We start from the raw sequence: 25,336 nt of genomic DNA, 5'->3' as shown, positions 1-25,336 counted from the left end.
CTAAAATTTAAGCTCTGTTACCGGAACCCCGAAATAAAGCTCTATGACTTTAAGTTTAAAAATATAATCGTATTTAGTTCGTACCACTTCACGCTGGGCGTTTTCATACCGCAGTTTAGACTGGCTGTAATCAAAAGCATTTGTTAATCCAACATCATAACGCTGGGTAGCATATTCATTAGCCTGTTCCTGAGCATCAACAGCTACAAGAGCGGCTTCATAAGCTTCAAAAGCTCCTTTGGCATCTACGTAAGCCTGGTAAACATTAGCTTCAAGGTCCAGCTCTGCCTGCTCCATTTCATATTCTGCACGCTTAGCACTTACCTGAGATCTTTTAACCTGGTTACGCGTAGCAAAGCCGTTAAAAATTGGTACACTTAACTGCACTCCGTAACTAATACCATCATTTCTTTGAAGTTGTTCGAAGAAAGGCAGCGGATTGCCTATGGTAGTCATCGTATTTGGAGCGACAACAATATCTCCGGTTCTTTCCACCACTCCAATTTCGCGTGTTGGATCCTGGGGATCAATAGTTACTCCTGTTATTCTTCCCATCCCAGATTCCCGGGTGTTATAATTGAAGAAAGCACCAAGAGTAGGCATATATGCACCTTTGGCAATTTCTACATCTTTCTCGGCCAGGTCACGGTTAGCCTCAGCTATTTTTAATTCTGATCGTTCCTCTCTGGCGCGGTCAATAATATCATACACCGAATTTTCAAGAATATCAGTTCCGAAGATATCGTAATCGCGATCTACAATATCAAAATTTTCATAATCATTGATCCTTAAAATCTGAGCCAGGTTGATCAGGGAAATTTTAATATTATTTTCGGCAACTATCATACGCTGTTGTTCATCTGCGCTGGTAGCTCTGATTTCCAATAAATCACCACGTGGTAAAGAACCGGCCTCAACAAGTTCCTCTGTGCGTTCCAGTTGTTCCAGGGTTACCTCGTTTTGCGATCTCAGAACTTCCAGATTTTGTTTGCTGAAAAGTACCTGAAGATAAGAATCGGCTACAAAAAGGGTAATATCATCTTTCATCTTATCCAGCGAATACTGGGCAGAAAGTTGAGAGATCTTTGAGCGCTGCAGTTGTTTAAAATTGCGCAAGCCATCAAAAAGATTCATGCTGGCTGTGACTCCGGCTGAAAAGTTTCTGGTGGTTTGCGTTTGGAGAATTCCGGTTGTAACATTCTGCGTTAAACCGGTATTCCAGGAGTTGGTAGCAGAGGCGTTAACATTCGGAAGAAAATTTCCAATGGCATCGAGCCGTTCAATTTCAGAAAGTTCCAGGTTAAGCTCAGATTGCTGAATGGAGATATTATTTTCAAGAGCATAATTCACACACTCCTGAAGAGTCCATTTGTCGTCTTCCTGGGCGGTTGCAAATAAAGCAGAAATTAAAAATAGAGTTAGTAAGCTGTATTTTTTCATAATCGGTATTGTAGTTGATAAGTCTGTGAAATTCTAAACTTGTTACATTTTGAAATAAAAATCTAACTTCCGGCAAATTCCGGACTTGGTTTTACCTTGTTCCAAACCTTAATTTTATCATCCTTAGAAATGCCATTTTTCACTTCAACCTGAATCCCATCACTAATTCCCAATTCCAAATCCCTTCTTTCAAATTCCTGGTCTCCGGTTTCTATTTCCACAAAAGGCTCCTGAGTTTTTGGATCAAACTGAACAAGCGCTTCCTTAATTGCCAAAACCTCGTCTGCACGGTCTAAAATAATAGATGCATTTGCGCTTAACCCGGCACGAATAAAAGTAGTATCGGCTTTATCTAAGGTGCCTTTTATTTCAAACTGAATCGCTCCGTTTTCATCTATTCCTTTCGGGGCGATATAATCTAAAATTGCATTAAAGGTTTTATTCTCTATTGCACCAACCGTTACTTCCAGGGGTAAATCTTCCTTTATCTTCCCTACTTCACTTTCGTCAACTTTTCCTTCAAAGATCATTTCATTAACATCGGCAAGAGTGGCTAAAGTGGTACCATCATTAAAGTTGTTACTTTCTATTACCTGGTTTCCTACCCGCACCGGCACGTCCAACACCATCCCATCTACCGTAGATCGAATAAGTGTATTAGCTGCACTTCCAATTCCGCTGGTGGTCCCGGTTCGTACAATTTCGAAATTTTGTTCCGCCGAACGATAGTTCTGCTGCATTCTTTTATAGTTTGCTTCAGCATTGTCAAAATCGTTTTGAGAGATCACTCCTTTTTCAAATAAGGCCTTTTGCCTTTTAAAGGTTTTTTCTTCATTTTCTAAATTGATCCTGGCCGTAGCTACAGCATCCTTAGCGCTTTGTAATGAATTCACATTTGGAATTACCCGAATTTTAGCGATAAGATCTCCCGCCTCAACTCTTTCTCCCGCTTCAATATATATTTCATCTATAATTCCGGAAATATTCGGTTTTATGAGCACTTCTTCCTTCGGAACAATATTTCCAGTCGCCACCGTTTTCTTGATGATGGTTTCTACGGAAGCCTGCTCGGTTTCATAAACCGTAGGATCCTCCTGATTTTTCTGAAACAAATAGTATAATGCGCCTACAAAAACTACGACGATCAATACTAAAATTGAGATGGTTACTGTTTTTTTCATTTTTTGATTGTATTTATCTTCTTTACTTTCTCTAGTTATTCGGTTCTAAGGGCATCAACGGGTTTGATTTTAATAGCATTCTGTGCAGGAATTAATCCCGCCAATAAGCCTGAGCACACTAAAATGGCCAGCGCGGTAAGTACCACCCCTAAATCAACACTGGGATTTGCAAACATCATTTCTGAAGTATCCATTCCGCTTAAAGCATAATTAATTGCTACAATTATTCCTGTTGCGAAAATAATCCCTGCCATTCCTGAAATAATGGTAAGGAAGATAGATTCCATAAGAATTTGTCCTCTAATAGACCAGGGCGTAGCACCAAGTGCCCGCCTTACCCCAATTTCATTGGTCCTTTCTTTTACCACGATTAGCATAATATTACTGATGCCAATTACACCCGATAGCAATACCAGTATCCCTACAAAATAGGCCACGGCTTTCAAAGCCACGAACAAGCCGTTTATCTTGTTGAATTCTTCATATAAATCAAAATTTCCAACAGCTCTATCGTCTTCCGGATGTATGGAATGCCTGCTTTTTATAAGATCTAAAATGCTTGATTTTAAACTGGTGATAGAATTTTCATCCTGGGCGGTTATCGCCATCCAGCCTACCCTGTCTCCCATATTAAAGGCCTGGGAGAACGCGGTGAAGGGAACATAAATTTCTTTCTGCCCTTCTTCTGAATTTCCTCCGCCGCCACCTTTTTTCTTATAGGTGCCGATCACCATAAAATTGACGCCATTTATTTTTAGATAAGTTCCAATAACTTCCTCTCCTTTATCATAAAGTTCCCTTCTTACACCCTCACCAATTATTGCAACTTTTCTTTTTTGTTCTATATCCAGGTAGTTAATAAACCTCCCGGAAGTAACATCCATTGGTTCCTGCTGAATGATCTCCGGATAATCGCCATAAACATTAAAAGCACCGGTTTGCAACCCACGAACCACATTATTATTTCCGCCGAAGCCACCTAACTGGTTTCTGGGAGAGATAAACCGAAGTCCCGGAACATTCTCCCGAAGGGCTTCTACATCGCCCGTCTTAAAACTATAACGTCTCCCTTTTGGTAAGCCTTTATAGGGTTTAGATGGGGTTTGTGTCCACATAAACATCGTATTGGTAGCAATGCCACTAAAACCCTGCTTCACACCATTTTCGAGGCCTTTCCCCGCAGCGAGTAAAATAACCAGGATAAAGATCCCCCACATTACTCCAAAAGCCGTGAGTATGGTTCTAAACCAATTAGCTGTTAATGCTTCAATTATTTCGCTCCATTTATCCCTGCTAAACATACTATTCGTCTCTTAGTGCTTCAATAGGTTTAATCCTCGCAGCTCGCCAGGCAGGGAAAAATCCGGCAATTGCGCCGGCAATTATCAGTATGAAAACAGTAGTAAGCGCAACATTAAAATTAACTGCAGGATTCGAGATATACTGAGTTTCTATAAGCGGACCTACAAATTCCAATAGCATTAAACTTGCAATCAAGCCTATAAAACCGGCAATTGCGGTCACAAAGATAGATTCATGCAAAACCATTCCCACTATGGACAACGGTTCTGCTCCAAGAGCTTTTCGTATTCCTATTTCCCTGGTTCTTTCTTTTACGATAATGAGCATAATATTGCTCACTCCCACAACCCCGGCGATAATGGTACAAATACCTACTCCCCAGAAGAAGAATTTTATCATATCCATAAGGTCGTAGAAGCGTTTGGCATTTTCCAGAGAGTTATTAATGCTAACCGCGCTTTCATCCTCGGGAGCTATGGTATGTGTTTCCTTAAGTTGATTCTCAATTTCGGTGGAAAAATAATTGGAAGCGGCAAGCGCAGCTTCAAAATTATCTTCTGGCTCTAAGGTAAAAGCCATATTTGCAATATTGTTAGCACCACCAAAAACACGTTGGGCGGTAGAAAGTGGCATGAAAACCAGGCTTTCTTCCCTCTCCCCACCGGGATCGATAAAAACACCTATTACTTTAAAATTAATTCCGGATATCTGCACGTACTCACCAAGAGGGTCTTTACCATCTTTAAAAAGGTCATCCCGAACTTTTTTCCCAATCGCAACGACTTTTTCAAAATTCTCGTGATCTTTATAATTCACAAAGCGTCCCTCAACCATCCCACTGTTTTCCAAAAACTGATAATCAGGGTAAACGCCTTCTACACGATAAGAACCTGATTCTTTCCCGAAATTCACTATTCCGTTCCAGATCCGAAAAATGGAGGATTTGTATTCTAAGTCATCCTGATGTTTTAAAGCGGTGTAATTAAAGTCTTCATTTTTCATCTGAATTCTTCTGCCCGGGTTTAGGCCTTTATATTCCTTTGAAGTAACGCCGGTATAAACGTAAATGATATTAGCAGCATCCCTTTGAAATTCCTGTGAAATACCGTTACGCATTCCTTCACCAATCCCCAGAAGAATCACTAAAATAAAAATCCCCGAAGCCACAGAAAGCCCGGTTAAAAACGTCCGTAATTTGTTTTTACGAATCGTATCAAAGATCTCTTCCCAACGTTCTAACTCAAACATTTTGCTGTGCTCTTACCTGATTAACCTGGGTATCCTGAATTATCCTACCGTCTTTTAAGTTAACGATCCTTTTAGTCATTGCAGCAATATCCTGTTCATGAGTTACTACAAGTATGGTTCGACCTTCATCGTTAATCTCCTGGATTAAATTCATCACATCATACGATGTTTTTGAATCTAATGCACCAGTTGGTTCATCGGCTAAAAGCACCTTTGGATCACTGGCAAGCGCTCTTGCGATAGCAACCCTTTGCTTTTGCCCTCCGGAAAGTTCATTAGGTAAATGCCCCGCCCAATCGGCCAGGCCAACTTTTTCCAGGTAACTCATGGCCTTATCCATGCGTTCCCCGCGTTTAATCCCCTGGTAATACAGCGGAAGCGCTACATTATCCAAAGCATTTTTATAAGAAATAAGATTAAAGGACTGAAATATGAAACCCAGGAATTTATTTCGATAACGGGCTGCTATTTTTTCATTGAGATTTTTAATTGCAACACCATCCAGAGTATAAGAGCCTGAATCAGCCTCATCGAGCATTCCAAGAATATTCAGTAAGGTAGATTTTCCTGAGCCAGAAGATCCCATGATAGAAACAAGTTCTCCTTCAGCAACGCTAAAATTTATTCCCTTTAAAACGTGTAGTGAATTACTACCCATTTTATAGGACTTGTGAAGATCTTTAATCTCTATCATTGCAGTGAAATTACAGGTTGCTAACTTTTTGTTGAAAAGGCTCACCCATAAGACTCTGTGAAAGAGGAAAAGTTACATTTTAATTAGCAAAATATTTTGAAGTTGTCTAAGCTTCTTCAGACTTATTAGCCTTTTTGCGGGAACGATAGATGAAAAAACCAATTCCCCCAATAAGAAGATAAGGAAATATCATAAGATACAGAATACCGTCGTTTATTCCTTTAGCAGTGCTTTGATCTCCCTCGCTTTCCAAAACGGCCCTACACATTGAGCATTGAGCTTCAGCTGCAAAAGGAAGCAGAAGAAAGAGAATTAATATGAATAAAAACCTGGTTTTCATTTTTCAGAATTTAAAGCACAAAAGTATAAAATCAAGGCGACTCATTAAAAGTTTTAACAAGCCACCGAATTCCTTAGTAATAAGGCATCATAAAAATATACACCAATACTCCGGTGATCGCGACATATAACCATATTGGAAAAGTCCAGCGCGCTATACGGGCATGTTTGTCATATTCAGCTGTAAGTCCGCGGTACATGGTGAAAAGCACCAAAGGAACAATTATCGCTGAAAGGATAATATGGGTGACAAGTATAAAAAAGTATAAATACCTCAAAACACCTTCACCTCCGTAGGGCACAGGATCGTTACTCATTTTTGAGATCACATAACTCACCAAAAAGACCGCCGAAAGTATAAATGCGGTTATCATGATATTACGGTGAAGTTTATATTCTTTTATAGTCATAAAAAAGTATCCCATCATTAACAGGACAGCTGTAGATCCATTTAACACCGCATGAAAAAATGGAAAGGTGCCTGCTTGAGTCCCCATAAAGTTAAAACGTTCCGGGAGATACATAAGGATAAGTACTATCAGAGGTACAGCTATAGACAATGCGATAATTACCGGTACCGCAATTTTATCGGTTTTAGTTAATCTTGCTCTCACAATAAGTTCTTAATGTCTTCAATTAAAATATCAATTTCGGGAGTCTCTTCCCCTTCAGCTACAGATTTATTTCTTTCCACAGAACCTCTGTAATAAATTATGGGGTTGCCATAGGCATCCCTCCGGGACCTGATATAACCTTCCTGGTCAACAAGCGCAAACATTCCCTGGTGCGCAAAACCACCGGGAGCATCCTGGTCTTCCCCCGCATAAATATTAAATCCGGAATTAGCCAATTCATAAATATATTCCTTATCCCCAGTCATAAGGTGCCAGTTAGGATTGGTGATCCCGTACTTTTCTGCGTATTCCTGTAGAACTTCAGGTGTGTCGTAAGTTGGGTCTATACTAAAAGAAGCGATCCCAAAATCCTTATCATTGTCGATCTCATCCTGAATTTCTACCAGGTTACTGTTCATAATTGGGCAAATGGTGGGGCAGGTGGTAAAGAAAAATTCGGCTACATACACTTTCCCCAGGTAATCTTCATTGGTAATGGTGTCTCCATTCTGGTCAATGAGTTCAAATTCCGGAGCTTTTTTACGTTCCCCTTCAATCTCTATGTAAGCCAGTTCTTCGGCAGGGGCGGAGTTTCTCTCGGTCCCTTTTATATTTAATCGGTCAGATTCAACTACTGAATCATTGGTAACCCGGTCTACTATTTTTGGTATAAAAATAATCCCGAAAATCAGGATAACCAGGGAAATTCCTATGTATGAATAATTTTTCATTATAAAAGCTTTTGTAAGGTTGTCGGGGAATTTAGTTTTTCCTTTCGGCGTTATTTTTCTTTAGGGCCAGGCGATATTCAGCAAGTATCACTTTTACATCATCATTCATTTTATTGCTAAGGTCGGCTACAGAGCTGGCATCATAGCCATACATCATCCCATAATCCTCATCCTCATCTCTGCCGCGGAGGTTTCTGTCCTTATCCACTATAAAAACATATGGGGAGTGAAGATTCTCATCCAGCTGAAAATCGGAATTCATACTTTCAAAAACTTCTTTCACTTTTTCTTCGGAAGAGAATACGAATTTCCAATTCTGTGGATTTCCTATCGCCTCAAATTCTTCAGAAAACCGAATGGCTTCGTCCCGTGCAGATTCCGGTAACACAATGACAAACTGAAAATCCCGGAATTCGTAATATTTTTCCAGGATCTTTTGATCCAGGTTAAAAGTATGCCCTTTAATTTGATCAAGGTCCTTACCAAAAAAAGCTACAATGCTAATTTTATCATCAAGAGACACCTTATCTCCCTGCAAACTTTCAAAGCTATTAAGGTCCTGGACATCTTCAGTTAGGACAGGAAGTTTTGCGAAATTATTCTGTCCTGAAGAAAAAAATAGATAAGCAATAATGGGCAAAGCGAAAAGTACGACGAGTACAAAAAACTTTTTCATAAACCTGATTCTACAAATGGCTACAAAAATAAAAAGACGGTTTAATAAAACCGTCTTTTCCTTATCTTTTAACTTTCATCAATTTAAAAGTCCCAGGCTACATGACCAGTTTTAAAAACTTCATATACATAGTCACCTTCAGTAAGAAAAATAAATAAAAGGTAGCTAATCAGGAATACTCCTGTCCAGACTATTGCTCTACGCAAGCCTTTAACTTCTCCTTCAAGGTGCATGAAAGCCCAGGCAATATAATATGCCTTAAAGAGCGTAAGAATGATAAAAATCCAATTAAGCAAGCTCATACTAAGAAAATCGGTATGAACAAGAAAATCAGGTTTTATTATCCCAAAAATAACCTCTACAATAGTAAGAACTGATAGGATCGCAAAAACAATCCAGATTCGCTTGGTATTAGATTCGTGATGATGTGCAGTTTCGTGTGCCATAATATTGTTCGTTCTGTCTTAGAAAATTAAACCAGATAAAAGAATGTAAATACAAATACCCAAACTAAATCTACAAAATGCCAGTAAAGCCCTACTTTTTCAACCATTTCATAGCTGCCACGCCTTTCATAGGTACCAATGACCACATTAAAGAAAATAATAATATTTATTAAAACTCCTGATAACACGTGAAAACCGTGAAAACCGGTAATAAAGAAAAAGAAATCACCAAACAATGGTGGTCCATATTCATTTTGAGTAAGATTTGCCCCTTCGATAACCCCAACTGCTTCAGCATTGAGTTTCTGTAAAGATTCATCCCTGCTTAAAACTGTCTTCTCTCCTTCATCGGTGAGGGTTTGTGTTCTAACAAGTATATTTTCATTAGCTGCAAAACCAGCTTTAATTTCTTCAATAGAATAAGTTGGTAGTGCTGCACCTTCTTCAAACCAAACCCCACTTTCACGGGTGTGTGGTACGCGCTCGGTAGGCATAATCTGGGCTACATCGGCAAGTGCTACGCGATGCCCCTCATTATCTACAAATTGAAGAATATTCCCTCCTTTAGTGCTCACCGCTCCATAAGTTCCGGTGATAAAGTTTTTCCATTCCCACGCCTGAGATCCAAGGAAAATAAGACCCCCAATAATGGTAAGGAACATGTAAAAAATCACTTTCCCTTTTTTCATCTGATGACCGGCATCTACCGCCAGAACCATCGTTACCGATGAAAATATAAGAATAAAGGTCATTAAAGCCACATAATACATTGGGGCATCTACCCCGTGCAAAAACGGGAAGTGATTAAACACCTCATCGGCTATAGGCCAGGAATCGATAAATTTGAATCTTGAAAAACCGTAAGCTGCAAGGAAACCTGAAAAAGTAAGCGCATCGGAAACGATGAAAAACCACATCATCATTTTACCATAACTCGCTTTAAGAGGTTCATTGCCCCCGCCCCAGGTTTTACCTTCGGTGCCTGTTCTTACAACAGTCGCGTCCATAAAAGAGTTTTTAGTTTAGTTTTTGAGTATTGCGCAAAAATAACGTAATTTTTATTATCTGAGGAAATATAAAAATAAAAACAGATAAACCCACAAAATATCTACAAAATGCCAGAAGGTAGCACCTAGCTCAACCCCAAGCATTTGCCCCGGAAGGTAGCGTTGTTTAAAATGGTTATAAATTACTACTAATAAAACTATTAAACCACCGGCTAAATGGGCTAAATGTACCAAAACCAGCACATAAATAAACGAAGTAGTTATACTACTTTCACTCCCGGTAAAATAATAACCCTGGGAAATAATATCGTTAAACCCCTGAAATTGAAGCCCCATAAATAAAAGAGCCAGGATTAGAGTTCCGATTAAAAAGGCAGTTCCGTTCTTAGGTTTAGATGCCGCAATACTCCTTTTCGCCAGGTAAAAAGTAACACTACTTGCTATTATAACAAAAGTACTCCATAAAAAAGCAGATGGCAAATCAAAACCAGTAAGCCAGTCGGGCCTGTTTTTGCTAACTACATAAGCACTTGTTAATCCGGCGAAGGTCATCACCATACTTATAATCCCAAACCAGAGCATCATTTTCTTAGCTCGGGCAAATTTACTATTATCAGTTCCCTGTGTTAAATCCATTGTCTTATAAATTTATCCAGCACATATATTATTTGAAGCAAGGTAATATATGAAACACTGGCAAACATTAATTTTTTGGCAGCTTGTGCCGTCTTTTCTCTATAAAGCCGAATTGCATAATACAACATTCCCAATCCTAGAATTAATATCAATATAGCGGCAACCGGAGTGAGATAAAGTCTTCCGGCAACCCCAAATGCAGGAATCAGCGAGACCAACACGGTCCATATTGTATAAAGAACAATTTGTATTGCCGTTCCTTTATTTTTCTCCCCCGTTGGTAACATGAAAAAGCCACCTTTTTTATAGTCGTCATAAAGCCACCAGCCCAACGCCCAAAAATGCGGAAATTGCCAAAAAAACTGAATCATGAATAAAATTCCCGGTTCAATACCGAAATTATCTGTGGCGGCTACCCATCCAAGCATAAATGGGATGGCTCCCGGAAAAGCACCAACGAAAACAGAAAGGGGAGTTTTAGTCTTAAGTGGAGTATAAATACTTACATAAATAAAAATGCTAAGCGCACCGAACATTGCTGTTTTCGGATTGATCACGTACAGCACTATCAATCCAAGAATTGTGAAAACACTTGCAATAATGAAAGCGCGGGTAACCGTCATCCTTCCGGCAGGAACAGGACGATTCTTGGTTCGGTCCATCAAAGCATCGAGGTTTTTCTCGATGATCTGATTAAAGGCATTCGAAGCACCAACCATAAGATATCCACCAATGGCCAGTAACAGTACAACTACAAAATCAATAGTTTCGGCACCTAAAAAATACCCCGCAATAGAAGAAAACACCACGCTAACAGCAAGTCGCATTTTGGTAATTTCTTTAAAATCAGTTAAGCGGGAAACAGTTGGGGTATGTACGCCGGAGCTACTCAAAAGCAGTTTTTTAAATTGGCGCAAATATAGCCCTTAATTCGTTTTAGGCAAGGGCACAGAAATGTTAATTTTGAAAAGCAACGAAGAGCTTAATAATCGTAGTACCAATTAAATATATCAGTTCTGATCCCGAAATTTAACCACGTTGTACTATTCTCAAATTGATTAAAGGTTTTTACTTCAGGGTTAAAATTGCGGTAAATAAAACTTCCATATAATTTAAGGTTCGTGGCAGGGTTGATTATATATCCTGCTTCAACTTCAGCAAAAAGGGAATTGGCAGTATTGCCCTGGCCTATTTTCACTCCGGTTTCCATGTCTTCGGGACGCTCTCTTTCACTGCGGTAGATATCCCCTCCGTAATTATAACTGTCAGCAAAATTATCGAAATTATAACCTCGTGTTCCGTAGATGAATTTCCCATGTCCATACCACCTGTCTTTTTTATACCGGGCAATTGCCAGGATTTCCCTGAAGCTAGCCCCCCACTGATGTGCCATAGATTGGTTGTTATGCCCGTAGTTGAGAACCCCGGTGTTATGAGAAAAGGTGTAAGGTCTCACCTGATTATACTCGGCCCTTAAGAAAAGACCCGGAATTGAAAATGCATCAAAATATTTAACGCCCAGTTGATATCCCAATTTGTTCTTCCAGCTTTGTTCTCCTCCAAAAACATCAGCAGAAGAGAATTCATCTATGACCCATTGCCCGTAAACATTAATCTGATCACTGATTTTATATTTTCCAGTAAGACCGATAATAGCATTTCCGCCACGTGCTCCCGTCGAAAATTCAATAGCCCGGTAAAAGATCACCGGATTTAAATAATTGAGATCAAAGCCACGGTCGTTATCGTTTTCCCAAACCACCGATTCAAAGAAGCCAAGATTTAATCGTTTAGTGACATTATAGCTCAAATAATGATTTGCCATATACTTAGTTCGAAAAGAACCATTTTCAGTCACCTCAGGGCGCACATCTCTAAGAGACATCCATGTGTTGGTATATTTGATCTTCCAGAAAGTTGTATTCAGTTTAAAGTAAGGATAGGGCGTAGCATTATCACTCATTAAAAGTGAGCGATAACCATCCCCGATGAAATTTTTTCCATGCCCGAATTCAAGATTGAAAAATTTTCCCGGGTTGTACGTAAGGTAACCTTCAGCCACAGGATAATCATAGCCGCCATCCATGAAAGGTTTAGCTATACCGCGACCGGGAATAATAGCAGGATCGCCTCCGTCAGGTCTTATTGACTCAGCATAACGATTATAATAATCGGCGAATCTTCCCTGGTTTTCATATACTACCGAATAGAAATTCAGTTTTTCTCCCAAACCTCCCTGAAAGATCGCGGCCCTGGTATTATTGTAGGTGAACTCATAATCAGTTTGTTCAAAATCTTTACCTAATTGCAGATCCATGGCGAAATCTATGGTAAACCAATAATCATCGGTTCGAAACCGGATTAGATGCTCGTTCCAGATTTTACGACCAAGTAAGGAATTGGTATTTTTAAGCAGTTCTGTTTCTTCAGTTTCAAAATCGTAATAGGGAGCCACCTCATCGAATCGCAAGGGTTTAGAAGCCGAATGCGTATTCGTTCCTATTCGATTAAAATCTGCGTCGAATCTTGAGTAAAATTCATGACTCAAAGGAATATTTATCCGGCTATCATATCTGGGCCGGGTGAATTCTCGGGATTTGATGCTGTCGTATTCATTCAGAACGCTGTGCCGTTGGGGATTCGATTTTTTCGTAACCGGTGCTCCCGACTTTTTTTCTGAAACAAATTCCTCCTGAGGCAACTCCTCAAGAGAAACTTCCAGGGGGATATTCAACTTCATTTTAAACTGCATGAAGGAGGGCCTTGAATTATATGTAGCCGGAACAATTTTAGGAAGAAGAGAAAATACACGCTGAAGCTCCTCTTTTAATTCGGCATAAGCCGCATCTGTATACAAAAGATTGAAAGAGCCGGTTTTATCAACTTCAAAGACAAGTGTAGCTACTCCACGGTATTCTTCAGCTAAAACTTTAGCAGGCATCTGAAAATTTTCAATCACAAAGCCAGAGAACGTCCTTTCAAAACAGTTAGGTTGCTCTTCGTAGGGAACACTTTCACATTCGGAAAAGCGAGGATAGACCTCTATGTTGGTTTTGGTTTGTGCAGACAGGCAGGCCGAGGCAAGAACAATAAAAAGAAGCAGTGTATACTTCATACCACTTGCAAGTAGGTTGGTTTCACAGTGGAAATATACATTTTTTAGGGAGAGTTTTCGCGCCAAAAACAAAAAATCCCGGGAAAAAACCCGGGATTTGATATATAATGTAAAGTAATTTTTAATCCTGAACCTGAAATACAATTGGAAGAGAGTACATAACTCCTACTGCCTTACCACGTTGCTTACCTGGTTGCATTTTAGGGAGTTTGTTGATAACCCTTGCAGCTTCCCTTTCTAATCTTGGGTGTGGTGCTCGGGACATTACATCAACAATATCACCTTTTTCATCGATCTTGAACTGTACGATTACCCGGTTAACCCCAGATAACCCAAGTTCAGAACCAAGGTCTTTATTAAACTCTCTGTTAACGTGCTGCTGAATCTTCTGACTCATGCATTGTTTACGCTCCTCATTGTTTTTCATATTCTCACAACCAGGATAGATTGGCACATTTTCAATAACCGCAAAAGGTACATCTTCTACAACCTCTTCTTCAGGGGCCTCAACAACTTCTTCTACTTCAACGATCTCATCCATATCGGTTTCTGTAGACTCGATCTCATCTTCTTCAACTTCTTCCTCATCTTCAACAACCTCAATTACCTCTGGTGCCGGCGGTGGTGGTGGCGGCGGCGGTGGAGTGTTTTGCATTTCTGTAATTGGAATTTCTTCATCATCCAAGTCATCTAAATCAAGCTGACCGGTATCAATGGCGTCCTTGTCATAGGTTTTCCATTCTATAGCCTGCCAGGTTACAAAAAGGACTAAAATAAGACCTAACTGAAGAAACAACACGCTTCTCCTGGTGAGATCTGCTTTAGGATTTTTCTTTGGTTCCATAATGGGTTATTGATTAATAAGGATTGCTAAAATAAATATTTTTTCTAAAAAACTAAATTAATCTTGCTTTTTAACCTTTGCAGGACTCGTTTAGATAACAGCAGTAACAACGCGGCACTCATAACACCCAAACTATTGGCTAATATATCCCACCAATCGGGCTCTCTAAAGCTGGTAAGGGCTCCTTGTAAAACCTCAATTAACATACCAAAAGCAATAGCAAGAACAGATATCTTAATTAAATAAGAATAATACTGTTTAAAATTGGGTTCTCTAAAGATTATATAGAGTTGCCACAATACCACCAGCCCAAGATAGGCCACAAAATGCAGAAATTTGTCTGTGGGACTAAAAGATCCCACACTTATTTTCCCAATTCGTATTAGGGAACCAATGCTTAGGGCAAGAGTATAAAGGCTTGCACCAAATAAGAGAATTCTAGCTACCAATAATTTCTTTGTACGCTTCCGGGGTTAAAAGATCCTCTAACTGAGAAGCATCAGAAAATTTTATTTTCACCATCCAACCTTCTCCGTAAGGATCTGTATTTACTTTTTCAGGCTCGTCTTCAAGACTGTCGTTAAAGGCTACAATCTCTCCAGATAAAGGAAGAAAGAGATCTGACACTGTTTTTACAGCCTCCACGGTTCCAAAAACTTCCTCTCTTTCAAGAGCCTCGTCAAGAGTATCAACTTCAACATAAACAATATCACCTAGTTCACCCTGGGCAAAATCGGTAATTCCTATAGTGGCGGTATCGCCTTCAATTTTAACCCACTCGTGGTCTTTGGTGTACTTTAATTCCTGAGGTATGTTCATAACTTAATTTTATATATGCGCAAAGGTAATTTTTTAATGCTATTGTTCAAACAGCAAATTCTAATTTCCGAAATTATATCTCAATGTTATCCCTGATCTGATTGTAGTTTGCGGAAATGCGGTGGAAACAGCATATTCTGAAAAACTATGATCGTAATAAAATATCGCCGTAAGATTCTGGGATAAAGCATAATCTGCCATAAAATTGATCCCCCATATATCCTGGCCTGCAATCACCTGACTGGTTTCTAAATCTAAATATCTAATCACCGTATTATTTCTTCTGAAGGAAACATCTCCTTTGAAATTAAGATCACTACTCAATATCCGATTTTTACCCGCGATACTCGTAGCTATTTTAAGATCTTTAATTCGATAACCCATCCCAAGTCGGTATTCATTTCCCTGGGTTTCGGTAAGAAGATTATTATCAAAGCTCAGCGCAAGGGCGCGGTCTTTACGAATTTCGGCCAGCATCTGAATGGAAGATTTGGTTTCAAAATCTACTCTCACCAGCGGAGTAAATAATTCGGTTAAAACTATGTTGGAATATAAGACAGGATTTTTAAAATCGCCTGCCTGGTTAACCGCAAACCTATCTTCCGGATCATAATCCAAATTGCTTTGAAACTGATTTATAGTATAATTCGACTGGTATCCATGATTAATAGAAAAACGCCTGAATTTATCTTTAAACCAGCCAATTCTCATCAATCCGGTATATTTAAGGTCCCAGTTAGGCAATGGCACATCCCGGAAAGCCTCAAGCTTAACATTATCAGGTTCCAGCCCGCCATAAGCAGAAATAAATGCAGGTAACAACACTGCCTGATTGGATTTACCTAATCCAACGGGATATCCATCTTCATCGGTATTATTAGGATCAAGACCGCGTTCAACTGCAAGCCTTCGGGCCACATTTAGCCTGTTCTCCCGAAAGGTTTCAAAGGTTTCTGAAGAAGTTTCTGATGATTGCGAAAAAGCGGTTTTAATTAGAATAGTAGAAATATTGAAGTTCCCGTAGGTGTATGGAGCCAATGACTGGTATTCGAGCGTATTAGGATTTACCCGGTAATTCTCGTTAAAAGTTTCTGCATAATTCCGGTTAGCACTAATATCTATGGTTAAGTCAGGCAAAAGATCCATGGAAGCCTGCAGCGCAAGTTGTTCATTTTCAACTGTGGTAAACTGCTGATTAAAATCCTGGAAAAGGGTTAACCATCCACGTCTTGCAGCCATATACCTTATCTCATCCTGAAGCCCAAAAGTGAAGCCTGTAGTTGGTCTTAAAGTTCCCATAAAACCAATTTCAGGGGTATAGCCCGGCATAAAAGTTCCCCGGCTATTTCTGTAGTTAACCTGGATTCTTTTTAAGGAAGTTATTACGCCAATTAAGGTGTTATAACCTTTGTATTCTTTAGTTTCCGGTGGGGAAGTCTCCTGAGGTTCATCAGGGGCACCATCAAGGGTTGGCACTCCGGCGCTACGTTCCTTTATGGTGCTGTTTCCTGCAGTTTTCTTTTCTACTAACCCAAGATAGTCATACAGGTTTTGCAGATCCAGGCTTGCGTTTAACTGATGCGTATTCGAGTTCTGAATAGAATTACCAATATCAGGGATTCCTTCCAGTCTCTCAAAAATCCTTGACCCTCGTTGCCACTGAAAATCGCCGGTATAGGAATATGTGGCTTTAAGAAATCTCAAAACCGGAAGTTTCTCCAACGGCAGATCGTAATTTAACTGAAGGCTTTGGTAATGTAAATTTGGCTCCCCGACATTAAAGAAATCATCCCACAACCCAATGCTGTTATCCGGAATTCCTTCCTCGGTTAAATAATTTCTAATAATCCTGTTATTGGAGGCATTAAAATTGAAATTCAGGGATTTGGTTAAATTATAATTGATGCCATAATCCCAGTTAAACAAATAATTACGCTGATAAAGTGTAGGGATGCCAAGGTCATTTTCGGATAGTTCCAGACTTCTGAATTTTTGTTCATTATACTGCCGAAGGATATTTGAACTGGCATTTATATTCGTTGGGAGCGGATTAAAATTGAAATCCTTCAGGATGGTGAAATAATCGCTACTGTCCAGAACTGCGATATTCTTTAAAGGTTCAATGGGTTTATTAGGAAAATTGAATTCATAGGTTGCTCCCACCCTTACATTTTGATCCAGGCTTTCTTCAATTTCGAAATCCCGGTGATCAACCTGGTTGTAGGAAGAGGAGAAAGTAAAATTCTCAATATCGTATGGCATAGGTTTGGCTTCCCCTGTTCTTTCTTTCCTAAGACCAATTACATTTATACTTTGTCGTTTGGTATAAGATTGAGATTGCTTTTTCACCCGGTCGCGTTCCACAGGATCTACAATGTTTCTTAACCTGGTGTCCAGCTCCAGATCCAGGAATTCCTGGTCGTATTTTGGAGTCACCAGTTCCTCTCCCCGACTATAATTTACAGGAATCCTGAGTCCCCATTTCTGCGGAAACAGTTGTCCCATGTTCAAATTAGTTACAACATCATACTGCTGAACATCTTCCCTGCTGCGCTGATTTGGCCCTTGATCCAGGGTTCCGAAGCCAACTGTGCTTTTTCGCCCAGTTGCGGCAAGATTCCCAAAATCTGCAAAATTGGTATCCATATTAATGATACTCGCCCACCCGCCTTCATTATTCAGGTCAGAAAGTCTTAATTCATTAAACCAAACTTCCCCGCATAGGTCCTGAACGCTATTGCCAGGCATGCCATTCTTCAGACCAAGCATTAAAACACGAACATTTCCAAAACTGGGGTTTCCTTTAATTCCAATTCGCATTTCCCCGGGACCATATGGATCTTCGGAATTGGTTAATTCTAATTCTTCAGTGAAAAAGTTAAGTTCACCCGAGTTTAGTGAAGGGTCTCCAAGGACACTTGTTTTAACCTGTTGCAATAATTCCAGGGAAAGATCAAGGCGGTTTACTTCCGGCCAGATCTCTTCAGCAGACTGTGCACCAAATAAGGTTGGGGTGAGCGGAATTTCAACCTGGTAATAGTTATCGGTAAAATCAGTCCCTATCCTGAGGAAAGCAACCAGTTGTCCCTCTTTTAATGGTATTTGATTCACAAGTGATTCCGCATGAAGGAACATTTCCAGGTTTTTATATTGGCGCATATCTATCTGGAAATTCTTATAGACTGCCCGGGCATCCTGTGGTTCGAGATCACAAATTCTTAAAGCGAGCGATTGCTCATTCTGCCTTATGTTAGTATTGCTTTCAAAAAGTTCTTCTCTAATTACTCCCGGTGGTAATACATACGGAATTGGCTGGCGATTTTCATTCTCCTCTATGTTAACAGCACTAACTTCAAATAAAGTATTGGAATTTTCAGGCTGGGCGTTTTCGGTTTGCAAACTTTGATTATAACGACGATAATCACCTCTAACCAACTCCATAGTTCCAAATCTCAGTAAGGTTGGATCCTGAAACCCGGTTAGATACATTCTCATGAATCTTATAGATCTGAAATCGGCTATTCCACCCTTGCTATCTGTTGGCTCATAGATTGGAACTTTGAATTGTAACCAACGCACAGGAAGTTCCTGGCCATTACGCAGACTAACATTCAGTTCTTTTACATCAGTGATATAAGGATTGTTATCACTATTCATCCCCTCAAAAAAAGGAACTTCATACTCAAAATAACTATCTATAGTATTCATCGTATTGTCCCTATTGATATCTTCAGTAGTAGGTAAAGTAGTATTTCCACGGTTGGTATCACCAACATCGGTCGGGGAGTTACCTTCTACTCCATTATAATTGCGATAGCGATTCACTATGCTGCCATCCCTGGCAAGAAAATACTCGTAGTTATCGGCGGCAGGATCTTCCAGGTTACCGAACTCAGGAAATTCTAAAGCTTCTTCTTCATCTGAAAGCCCATTATAACCAACATCCTGATTTAAACGTTCTTCGCCTTCAGAATCGAATGCATAAACCAGGGCTTGATCTGCAGGTACTTTCCCAAAATTTGTTGATATAGTATTACGATCCCCACCGTCTTTTGGAAGTCCGTTTTCATATTGTTTTCTTCCGTCTTTTAAAACATCCTCTGAAATATTCCCAAGATTGAAGTTTATACTTCCGGCAGCATTCCCCCGGTTCTCCTCATAAATATATGGATCCATCACCCAGAATTCAATGAATTCAACGTTAGATTGTTCAAAGTTCGTTGCACTAATTCCGCGCATCATTCCCCCAAAATTTTCACCCGGATTCGTTAAATTATTACCTCCCGAGGCGGTAGGATTAAAATTGTAGGGGCCTCGCTCTTCAGGGAAATAAGCTACATCCATAGTATAAACCACCATGGGCTGACCTTGTACCACATCGGTATTAGGAAAAATCTCGCTCATAGAAACCCGTCTGGTCGCGTAGGAAGAAAGATCGGCATCGGTTATTCCATCGGGACGGCTACTACTATAGAAAATAGGATCAATAGTATACCAGGCCAATTTGGCGCGTTTAAATCCAACATTTATGTCTCCGTTGGAAAGTTCTCCTCCAAATCCCACAGGCACGCTGGAAAGTTCCCAGCTCAATGGAGTGTTAATTCCTATGGTAGTTTGTGCAGCTTCAAAATCGTCAATATACGTGGTAGTTTTTCCGCCAAAATCGTTAATATCCGGAGAGCCGGGTTGCAGATAGGCAAACTCACCGGTCACCGAGAAATTAGATTCCACGTCAGTATCGACATTCGGAAGTTTATTCACCAATCGGGTGAAGAAAGGCACTTCAGTAGAGTAATTTAAATTCAACCCGAAGATCGAATTATTTAGAGGTTCGTAGCTATAATTCGCCTTCTGTGTTAATGGCCGTTCCTTAAGATTAAGAAAAGTTGCACCTACAAGAAAATTCTCATTAAAAAGATGTTCAACATTAACTCCGGTAAACCGCTTAGTTTGCTGCCCGAAGAGTGCATTATTTTCAGTGTTTACCTGAATAGGAATATTAGAAGCAAGCAGCCCTTCATCCAGAATCTGAACCCGGCCAAGTTCATAGTTCACCACATAGTCTACACCCTCTTGCAGGATCCTTCCTCCGGCGGTAACCGTCACAGAGCCCGGCGGAAGATTGAACCCAATCGGGATTCCCTCAACTTCTGCTGATTTATACCTTCCTTTTAACTGGAATTTATTTTTCTCTGCTTCCTCTTGTTCTGCCTGGGTTTTGGTTGTCTCATAAAGAGAACGAAAAACATATTTTCGCTGGTTCGCATTCCAGGTATCCTTATCGGTATAATCTTCAGTTCCGGTATTCGGCGAGTTATCTAGTTCTTTGAAAAGATGTTCCCCGAATGGTTCAACGGTGGTAAATATCACATTCCCGTTTCTCGGATCTATTGTTATTCCCGGAACGTAATCGAAAAAGCCATCCCCACCGGTGATAGGATCATTGTTGATATTAAGTTTATCCAGATTGAAAACCCTCAAAAGTGAGGTTTCCTCTACATCTTCTGGCAAGGGAGTAGAACCATCCCCGGCCGCTTTAATATAATTTAATGGCTGTGGATCGGTATAAAGAATATTTAATCTGAAATCCTCCCTTTCGAGTTCATAAGCTCCCAGGCTGTAAATATTCTTCATCATCAAGTCCCAGATAGGCTCATTCACATTGGTGATAGTACTTTTAAGTAGTTTCACCACCAGATTCTTGTTCGAACGCGTATTGTTATCCTGTTCAGGTTCTTCGCCGGGTTCTTCAGTTGAGGCTGTTCCGGTAGCATCTATCCCATCGTTGGCGAATTCACCTACCTGATACACTTCTCCATTGGCGGTAAATTGAAAAGCTACCGCAAGTACCTCATCATTGCTTAAGCGCTGGTTCAGGGATATGTAACCCAATTGTGTATTCAGGGTGTATTCATTCGACTTTAACTGTCGGGCATTTTCGAGTTTGATATAATCGGTTCCTTCTGAAACCTGTACGCCCCCAAAACCGCTTTCTACACTGGAAATGTCTCTGATTGCTGGAGTAAGCACCGATTCTGCTGCGCCACTAATTCCCAAGGGATTAAAATCATTATTGCTGTTTTCAGGGAAAGCGCCTCCAGGCTGATTAAAAAATCCTGCTGGCGGATTATTTAATCCGATGTTTCCCTCGACAAAAGTTTCTCCCAGATCCTGGATTCCAACAATATTACGGGTGTCCTGAAGGTTTTGAGTATTATTGGTACGATTAGTCACCCAAACCTGAATTCGCTGTATTTGAATATTGGAATTTATAAAGGGATAATCCTTTAAGGCTTCATCATAATGATCCCTAAAATAATGAGCGAGAAAAAAATGACGATCCTGATCGTATTCCAGGATAAATTTCTCAAAGTCTTCAATAGTGGCTCCCCCTTCAACATTCACCGTCCTTCGCTCTGATTTTTGTTCAGAAAAGACTCCGGTAATTCTCGTTTTTCCAAATTGCAGTTCGGTTTTAAACCCGAAGAGGCTTTGCGCACCCTGCAACAAGGCATTATTAAGAGGCATATTTACATTACCTACTTCGATCTTCTGGATAATATCATCCTCATTAGGTGTATATTCCAGTTTTAATTGGTTTTGAAAATCGAAGGTAGATTCGGTATCGTAATTGGCGATAATTCCCAATCGTTCTCCTACCTGCCCCTGTAAGCTCAAGCTGATGCGCTGATCAAAATCAAAGGTTAGATTCCTTCGGTTTCGGGGAGAAAAAGCCGGGTTATCCTGTTTGGTAAAAAGCAGTCCCATATCCATCTCCACCGTACCCTGAGGTACAATATCTATTTCACTTCCGCCAAAAACACTTTCAAAAAAGCCGGAGTTTACATAAAAATCCGGCAACATATCTCTCTGTATTTCCTCAGCTCCTTCTTTATTTCCGGCAAGGGCATCCCCCTTAAGCTTAAAATAATTCTGCATTTCTTCCCTAAGAACGAGTTCTTCAAATTCTTCAGGAGTAAGGATAAGAGGTTGTGACAAACGAATGTTCCCGATACTCTCACGGAAAATATACCGGTTTAAAATGGGATCGTATTCATACTGGGAAGAAAAACTCTCAGGATCGGGCAATGAAATTGTGCCCAAATCATATCCGGTTTGGGTGGTGTCCTGCGGAGTCTCCTGTCCTGATACATTAGTCGAAATTACCAACAACAACAGTAAGGCAAGCGGGACCGAAGGTGACAATTTCAAGTAATTGTTCTTCAATTTCTACAGGTTTTTGAGCGCCAGTTTTATAAGGGACTCTACGGTAGGGCTAGTAGAATCCTTTAAAATCTTGTCTATGACTTTCCCTGCTTGCTTTCGGGCAAAGCCCAGGGTTTCTAAAGCTGATAACGCTTCTTCTTTTATTGTATTGTCCTGGGAAACAAAAATTTCATCCCCTCCCTGCACTTTCAGGATCTTGTCTTTCAGGTCTAAAATAACGCGTTGGGCCGTTTTCGCACCAATACCTTTTACACTTTGAATAGTAGCTACATCGGCTGTGGCTATGGCATCCCTTACCTGCCCGGGTTCCAGGGAAGACAACATTGTTCTTGCAGTACTCGTCCCTACTCCCGAAACAGAGATCAATAACCGGAAGATCTCCCGCTCGTATTTGTCACTAAAACCATATAGGGTGTGAGAATCTTCCTTTACCTGCAAATGGGTATAGATATGTACCGCTTCTGAATCGGGGAGTTGAGCAAAAGTATTTAAAGAAATATTTATAAAATAACCTACGCCGTTACAATCAACCACAATATGCGTGGGATATTTCTCGACCAATTGCCCCTTTAAATGATGAATCATAAATTAATTCAAGCTTAGAAATCAAATGTAGTGAAATTAACTTAAGCCCGAAACCTCCTACATGACGGGCATAACACAACCTCTCTACTTATCCTCTTTTTGTAGTTTCCTCTCCTTTTCCTGGGCATCTACAACGGCCACAGCCGCCATGTTCACCATTTCTTCCACACTTGCTCCAAGCTGAAGGATATGAACAGGTTTCTTCATACCCATAATGATAGGACCAATAGAATCGGCATGGTTTAGCTCTTTAAGCATTTTGTAATTGCTGTTTGCTGAATCAAGGTTTGGAAAAATTAGCGTATTCACCTTTTTACCTGCCAGTTTAGAGAATGGAAATTTACTCTGAAGCATTTCGCGATTTAAAGCAAAATCTATTTGTAATTCCCCGTCCACCTTTAATTCTGGGTGCCAGCGATGCAAATATTTCACTGCATCCTTTACCTTTTTTGCGTGCGGATCCTTGGATGACCCGAAATTCGCATAAGAGATCATGGCAATCACCGGATCCAGTCCAAAAAGTTGAACGGTCCGCGCAGTCATCTGAGCAATTTTAGCCAGGTCTTTCGCTGGAGGATCTATATTTATAGAGGTATCACTAATAAACAAAGGCCCTCGTGAAGTATTCATAAGATTTGTTGCCGCCACGCGACTAACTCCTTTTGCCATTCCAATAAGCTCAAGCATAGGTTTTACCACTGTGGGATATGCCCTGGAATAACCAGAAAGCAACGCATCAGCATCTCCGGTATTTACCATCATGGCAGCGAAATAATTCCGCATTCGCATAAAATTTTCCGCATCGTAAAAAGTTACGCCACTGCGACGACGGGTCTTCCAGTAAACTTCAGCATATGATTTACGTTTTTCATTCTGTTCATCTGATTTTGGATCGAGAATTTCTACATCGGCATCAAAATCTATCTCATGCATAAGTTCCTGGATTACTTCCTTTCTACCAAGCAGGATAGGAATAGCGATTCCTTCATCATTTACAATTTGGGCAGCCTTAAGAACATCCAGGTGATCAGCTTCGGCGAAAACAACACGTTTAGGATTCATTTTAGCCCGGTTCAAAAGTAAGCGGGTAATCTTATTGTCACTACCCATTCTCTCCAGAAGCTCTTCCTCATACCTCTCCCAATCGGTAATAGGGAATCTTGCGCAACCACTTTCCATTGCAGCACGCGCTACTGCCGGAGGAACCCTGGCGATGAGCCTTGGATCAAATGGTTTTGGAATTATATATTCCGGGCCGTAATTCATTCGGGTTTCCCCATAGGCAATATTTACCTGCTCAGGAACCGATTCTTTAGCCAATTCGGCTAAAGCCTTAACTGCGGCCATTTTCATTTCTTCATTGATCTTGGTGGATCTTACATCAAGAGCACCCCTAAAAATAAAGGGGAAACCAAGGACATTGTTAACCTGGTTAGGATGATCACTTCGGCCGGTTGCCATGATCAGATCTTTTCTGGTAGAAACGGCCAGATCATAATCGATCTCGGGATCGGGATTTGCCATCGCAAAAACGATAGGCCGTTTAGCCATACTTTTAAGCATTTCCGGAGTAACTATATCTGCCACAGAAAGCCCTACAAATACATCAGCATTTTTCATGGCTTCTTCTAAAGTATCAATCTTGCGGGAAGTAGCGAATTCAGCTTTTTCTTCAGAAAGACTAGGCCTGTCTTTTCTAATCACCCCTTTACTATCGAGCATTACAATATTCTCGGGTTTAGCACCAAAGGCTTTATATAATTTGGTGCACGAAATTGCAGCTGCACCGGCACCATTAATTACGATCTTTACCTTTTCCAGTTTCTTTTTAGAAAGTTCCAGTGCATTGAGCAATGCGGCAGCAGAGATTATGGCAGTACCATGCTGGTCATCATGCATGACGGGAATATCGAGCTCTTCTTTTAATCTTCTTTCAATTTCAAAAGCTTCCGGAGCTTTAATATCTTCCAGATTAATACCTCCAAAAGTGGGAGCAATGTTCTTTACTGTTTCAATAAATTTATCTACATCCTTTGTGTCCACTTCGATATCAAAAACATCAATATCGGCGAAGATCTTAAAGAGTAAGCCTTTTCCTTCCATAACCGGTTTAGAAGCTTCAGGCCCAATATCGCCAAGGCCGAGAACAGCTGTACCATTGGAAATAACCGCTACCAGATTACCTTTCGTAGTATATTTATAGGCGTTTTCTTTATCTTTCTCGATTTCCAGGCAGGGTTCTGCCACTCCCGGAGAGTAAGCCAAAGAAAGATCTCTTTGGGTGGAATATTTTTTGGTGGGAACTACCTGAATTTTTCCAGGTTTTGGTTTAGCGTGATAAACCAGGGCTTCACGCCTTTTTCTAGGGTTGCTACTCATAATTTTTCAATTTGGCTGTAGCTACAAAGTTAGCAAGGTTGCACTAATAATAG

At 40.3% G+C, this 25,336-nt stretch carries 20 protein-coding genes; all 20 read right to left on the bottom strand.

The window, feature by feature from the left end:
* The 20 genes from ACESK1_RS03210 to ACESK1_RS03115 all read right to left on the bottom strand — a co-directional run bounded on the left by ACESK1_RS03210 (window position 1) and on the right by ACESK1_RS03115 (window position 25,283).
* On the bottom strand, window positions 1-1,440 hold the full coding sequence (locus ACESK1_RS03210) for a TolC family protein (protein ID WP_372917861.1): 1,440 nt from the start codon (window positions 1,438-1,440) through the stop codon (window positions 1-3).
* A gap of 62 nt (window positions 1,441-1,502) precedes the next feature.
* The gene (locus ACESK1_RS03205) at window positions 1,503-2,621 is read right to left on the bottom strand and encodes an efflux RND transporter periplasmic adaptor subunit (RefSeq protein WP_372917859.1); all 1,119 of its coding nucleotides are present in this window, start codon (window positions 2,619-2,621) and stop codon (window positions 1,503-1,505) included.
* A 35-nt stretch (window positions 2,622-2,656) separates the two neighbouring features.
* Window positions 2,657-3,922 carry an ABC transporter permease gene (locus ACESK1_RS03200; protein ID WP_372917857.1) on the bottom strand — a complete coding sequence of 422 codons (1,266 nt, stop codon included), beginning with the start codon at window positions 3,920-3,922 and terminating at the stop codon, window positions 2,657-2,659.
* A 1-nt stretch (window position 3,923) separates the two neighbouring features.
* The gene (locus tag ACESK1_RS03195) at window positions 3,924-5,171 is read right to left on the bottom strand and encodes an ABC transporter permease (protein WP_372917855.1); all 1,248 of its coding nucleotides are present in this window, start codon (window positions 5,169-5,171) and stop codon (window positions 3,924-3,926) included.
* Entirely contained in the window at window positions 5,164-5,865 is a 702-nt protein-coding gene (locus ACESK1_RS03190; protein ID WP_372917853.1) for an ABC transporter ATP-binding protein, read from the bottom strand. The genes ACESK1_RS03195 and ACESK1_RS03190 overlap by 8 nt, the downstream gene beginning before the upstream one ends.
* 106 nt (window positions 5,866-5,971) lie before the next feature.
* Entirely contained in the window at window positions 5,972-6,205 is a 234-nt protein-coding gene (locus ACESK1_RS03185) for a hypothetical protein (protein WP_372917851.1), read from the bottom strand.
* 73 nt (window positions 6,206-6,278) lie between these two features.
* On the bottom strand, window positions 6,279-6,818 hold the full coding sequence (locus ACESK1_RS03180) for a DUF420 domain-containing protein (protein ID WP_372917849.1): 540 nt from the start codon (window positions 6,816-6,818) through the stop codon (window positions 6,279-6,281).
* Window positions 6,815-7,549: an SCO family protein gene (locus ACESK1_RS03175; protein ID WP_372917847.1), complete on the bottom strand. Its 735-nt coding sequence runs from the start codon at window positions 7,547-7,549 to the stop codon at window positions 6,815-6,817. Before ACESK1_RS03175 ends, ACESK1_RS03180 begins: the two co-directional genes overlap by 4 nt.
* Window positions 7,550-7,580: 31 nt before the next feature.
* Entirely contained in the window at window positions 7,581-8,225 is a 645-nt protein-coding gene (locus tag ACESK1_RS03170; RefSeq protein ID WP_372917845.1) for a hypothetical protein, read from the bottom strand.
* A gap of 83 nt (window positions 8,226-8,308) precedes the next feature.
* On the bottom strand, window positions 8,309-8,671 hold the full coding sequence (locus tag ACESK1_RS03165; protein WP_372917843.1) for a cytochrome C oxidase subunit IV family protein: 363 nt from the start codon (window positions 8,669-8,671) through the stop codon (window positions 8,309-8,311).
* A 26-nt stretch (window positions 8,672-8,697) separates the two neighbouring features.
* Window positions 8,698-9,678: a cytochrome c oxidase subunit 3 gene (locus tag ACESK1_RS03160; protein WP_372917841.1), complete on the bottom strand. Its 981-nt coding sequence runs from the start codon at window positions 9,676-9,678 to the stop codon at window positions 8,698-8,700.
* A gap of 54 nt (window positions 9,679-9,732) precedes the next feature.
* The gene (locus ACESK1_RS03155; protein WP_372917839.1) at window positions 9,733-10,314 is read right to left on the bottom strand and encodes a heme-copper oxidase subunit III; all 582 of its coding nucleotides are present in this window, start codon (window positions 10,312-10,314) and stop codon (window positions 9,733-9,735) included.
* Window positions 10,305-11,207: a heme o synthase gene (cyoE, locus tag ACESK1_RS03150; protein WP_372917837.1), complete on the bottom strand. Its 903-nt coding sequence runs from the start codon at window positions 11,205-11,207 to the stop codon at window positions 10,305-10,307. The genes ACESK1_RS03155 and cyoE overlap by 10 nt, the downstream gene beginning before the upstream one ends.
* Window positions 11,208-11,296: 89 nt before the next feature.
* Window positions 11,297-13,429, bottom strand: coding sequence for a gliding motility protein RemB (locus ACESK1_RS03145; protein ID WP_372917835.1), 2,133 nt, complete (start codon window positions 13,427-13,429; stop codon window positions 11,297-11,299).
* A 121-nt stretch (window positions 13,430-13,550) separates the two neighbouring features.
* Window positions 13,551-14,273 carry an energy transducer TonB gene (locus tag ACESK1_RS03140; RefSeq protein WP_372917833.1) on the bottom strand — a complete coding sequence of 241 codons (723 nt, stop codon included), beginning with the start codon at window positions 14,271-14,273 and terminating at the stop codon, window positions 13,551-13,553.
* Window positions 14,274-14,317: 44 nt separating this feature from the next.
* Window positions 14,318-14,635: a VanZ family protein gene (locus tag ACESK1_RS03135; protein WP_372917903.1), complete on the bottom strand. Its 318-nt coding sequence runs from the start codon at window positions 14,633-14,635 to the stop codon at window positions 14,318-14,320.
* A 76-nt stretch (window positions 14,636-14,711) separates the two neighbouring features.
* Window positions 14,712-15,092 (bottom strand): glycine cleavage system protein GcvH, encoded by a 381-nt coding sequence (gene gcvH, locus ACESK1_RS03130; RefSeq protein WP_372917831.1) that lies wholly within the window; start codon window positions 15,090-15,092, stop codon window positions 14,712-14,714.
* Between the two features lie 60 nt (window positions 15,093-15,152).
* On the bottom strand, window positions 15,153-22,319 hold the full coding sequence (gene sprA / locus ACESK1_RS03125; RefSeq protein ID WP_372917829.1) for a cell surface protein SprA: 7,167 nt from the start codon (window positions 22,317-22,319) through the stop codon (window positions 15,153-15,155).
* Window positions 22,320-22,322: 3 nt separating this feature from the next.
* Window positions 22,323-22,904 carry a Holliday junction branch migration protein RuvA gene (gene ruvA, locus ACESK1_RS03120; RefSeq protein WP_372917827.1) on the bottom strand — a complete coding sequence of 194 codons (582 nt, stop codon included), beginning with the start codon at window positions 22,902-22,904 and terminating at the stop codon, window positions 22,323-22,325.
* Between the two features lie 84 nt (window positions 22,905-22,988).
* On the bottom strand, window positions 22,989-25,283 hold the full coding sequence (locus tag ACESK1_RS03115) for an NADP-dependent malic enzyme (RefSeq protein WP_372917825.1): 2,295 nt from the start codon (window positions 25,281-25,283) through the stop codon (window positions 22,989-22,991).
* Window positions 25,284-25,336: the final 53 nt, after the last annotated feature.

The sequence above is a fragment of the Salegentibacter sp. genome, from assembly GCF_041642575.1.
GTDB lineage: Bacteria > Bacteroidota > Bacteroidia > Flavobacteriales > Flavobacteriaceae > Salegentibacter.
Note: the sequence above shows the minus strand (reverse complement) of the source record. Positions and strands in the feature narration are given on the sequence as shown.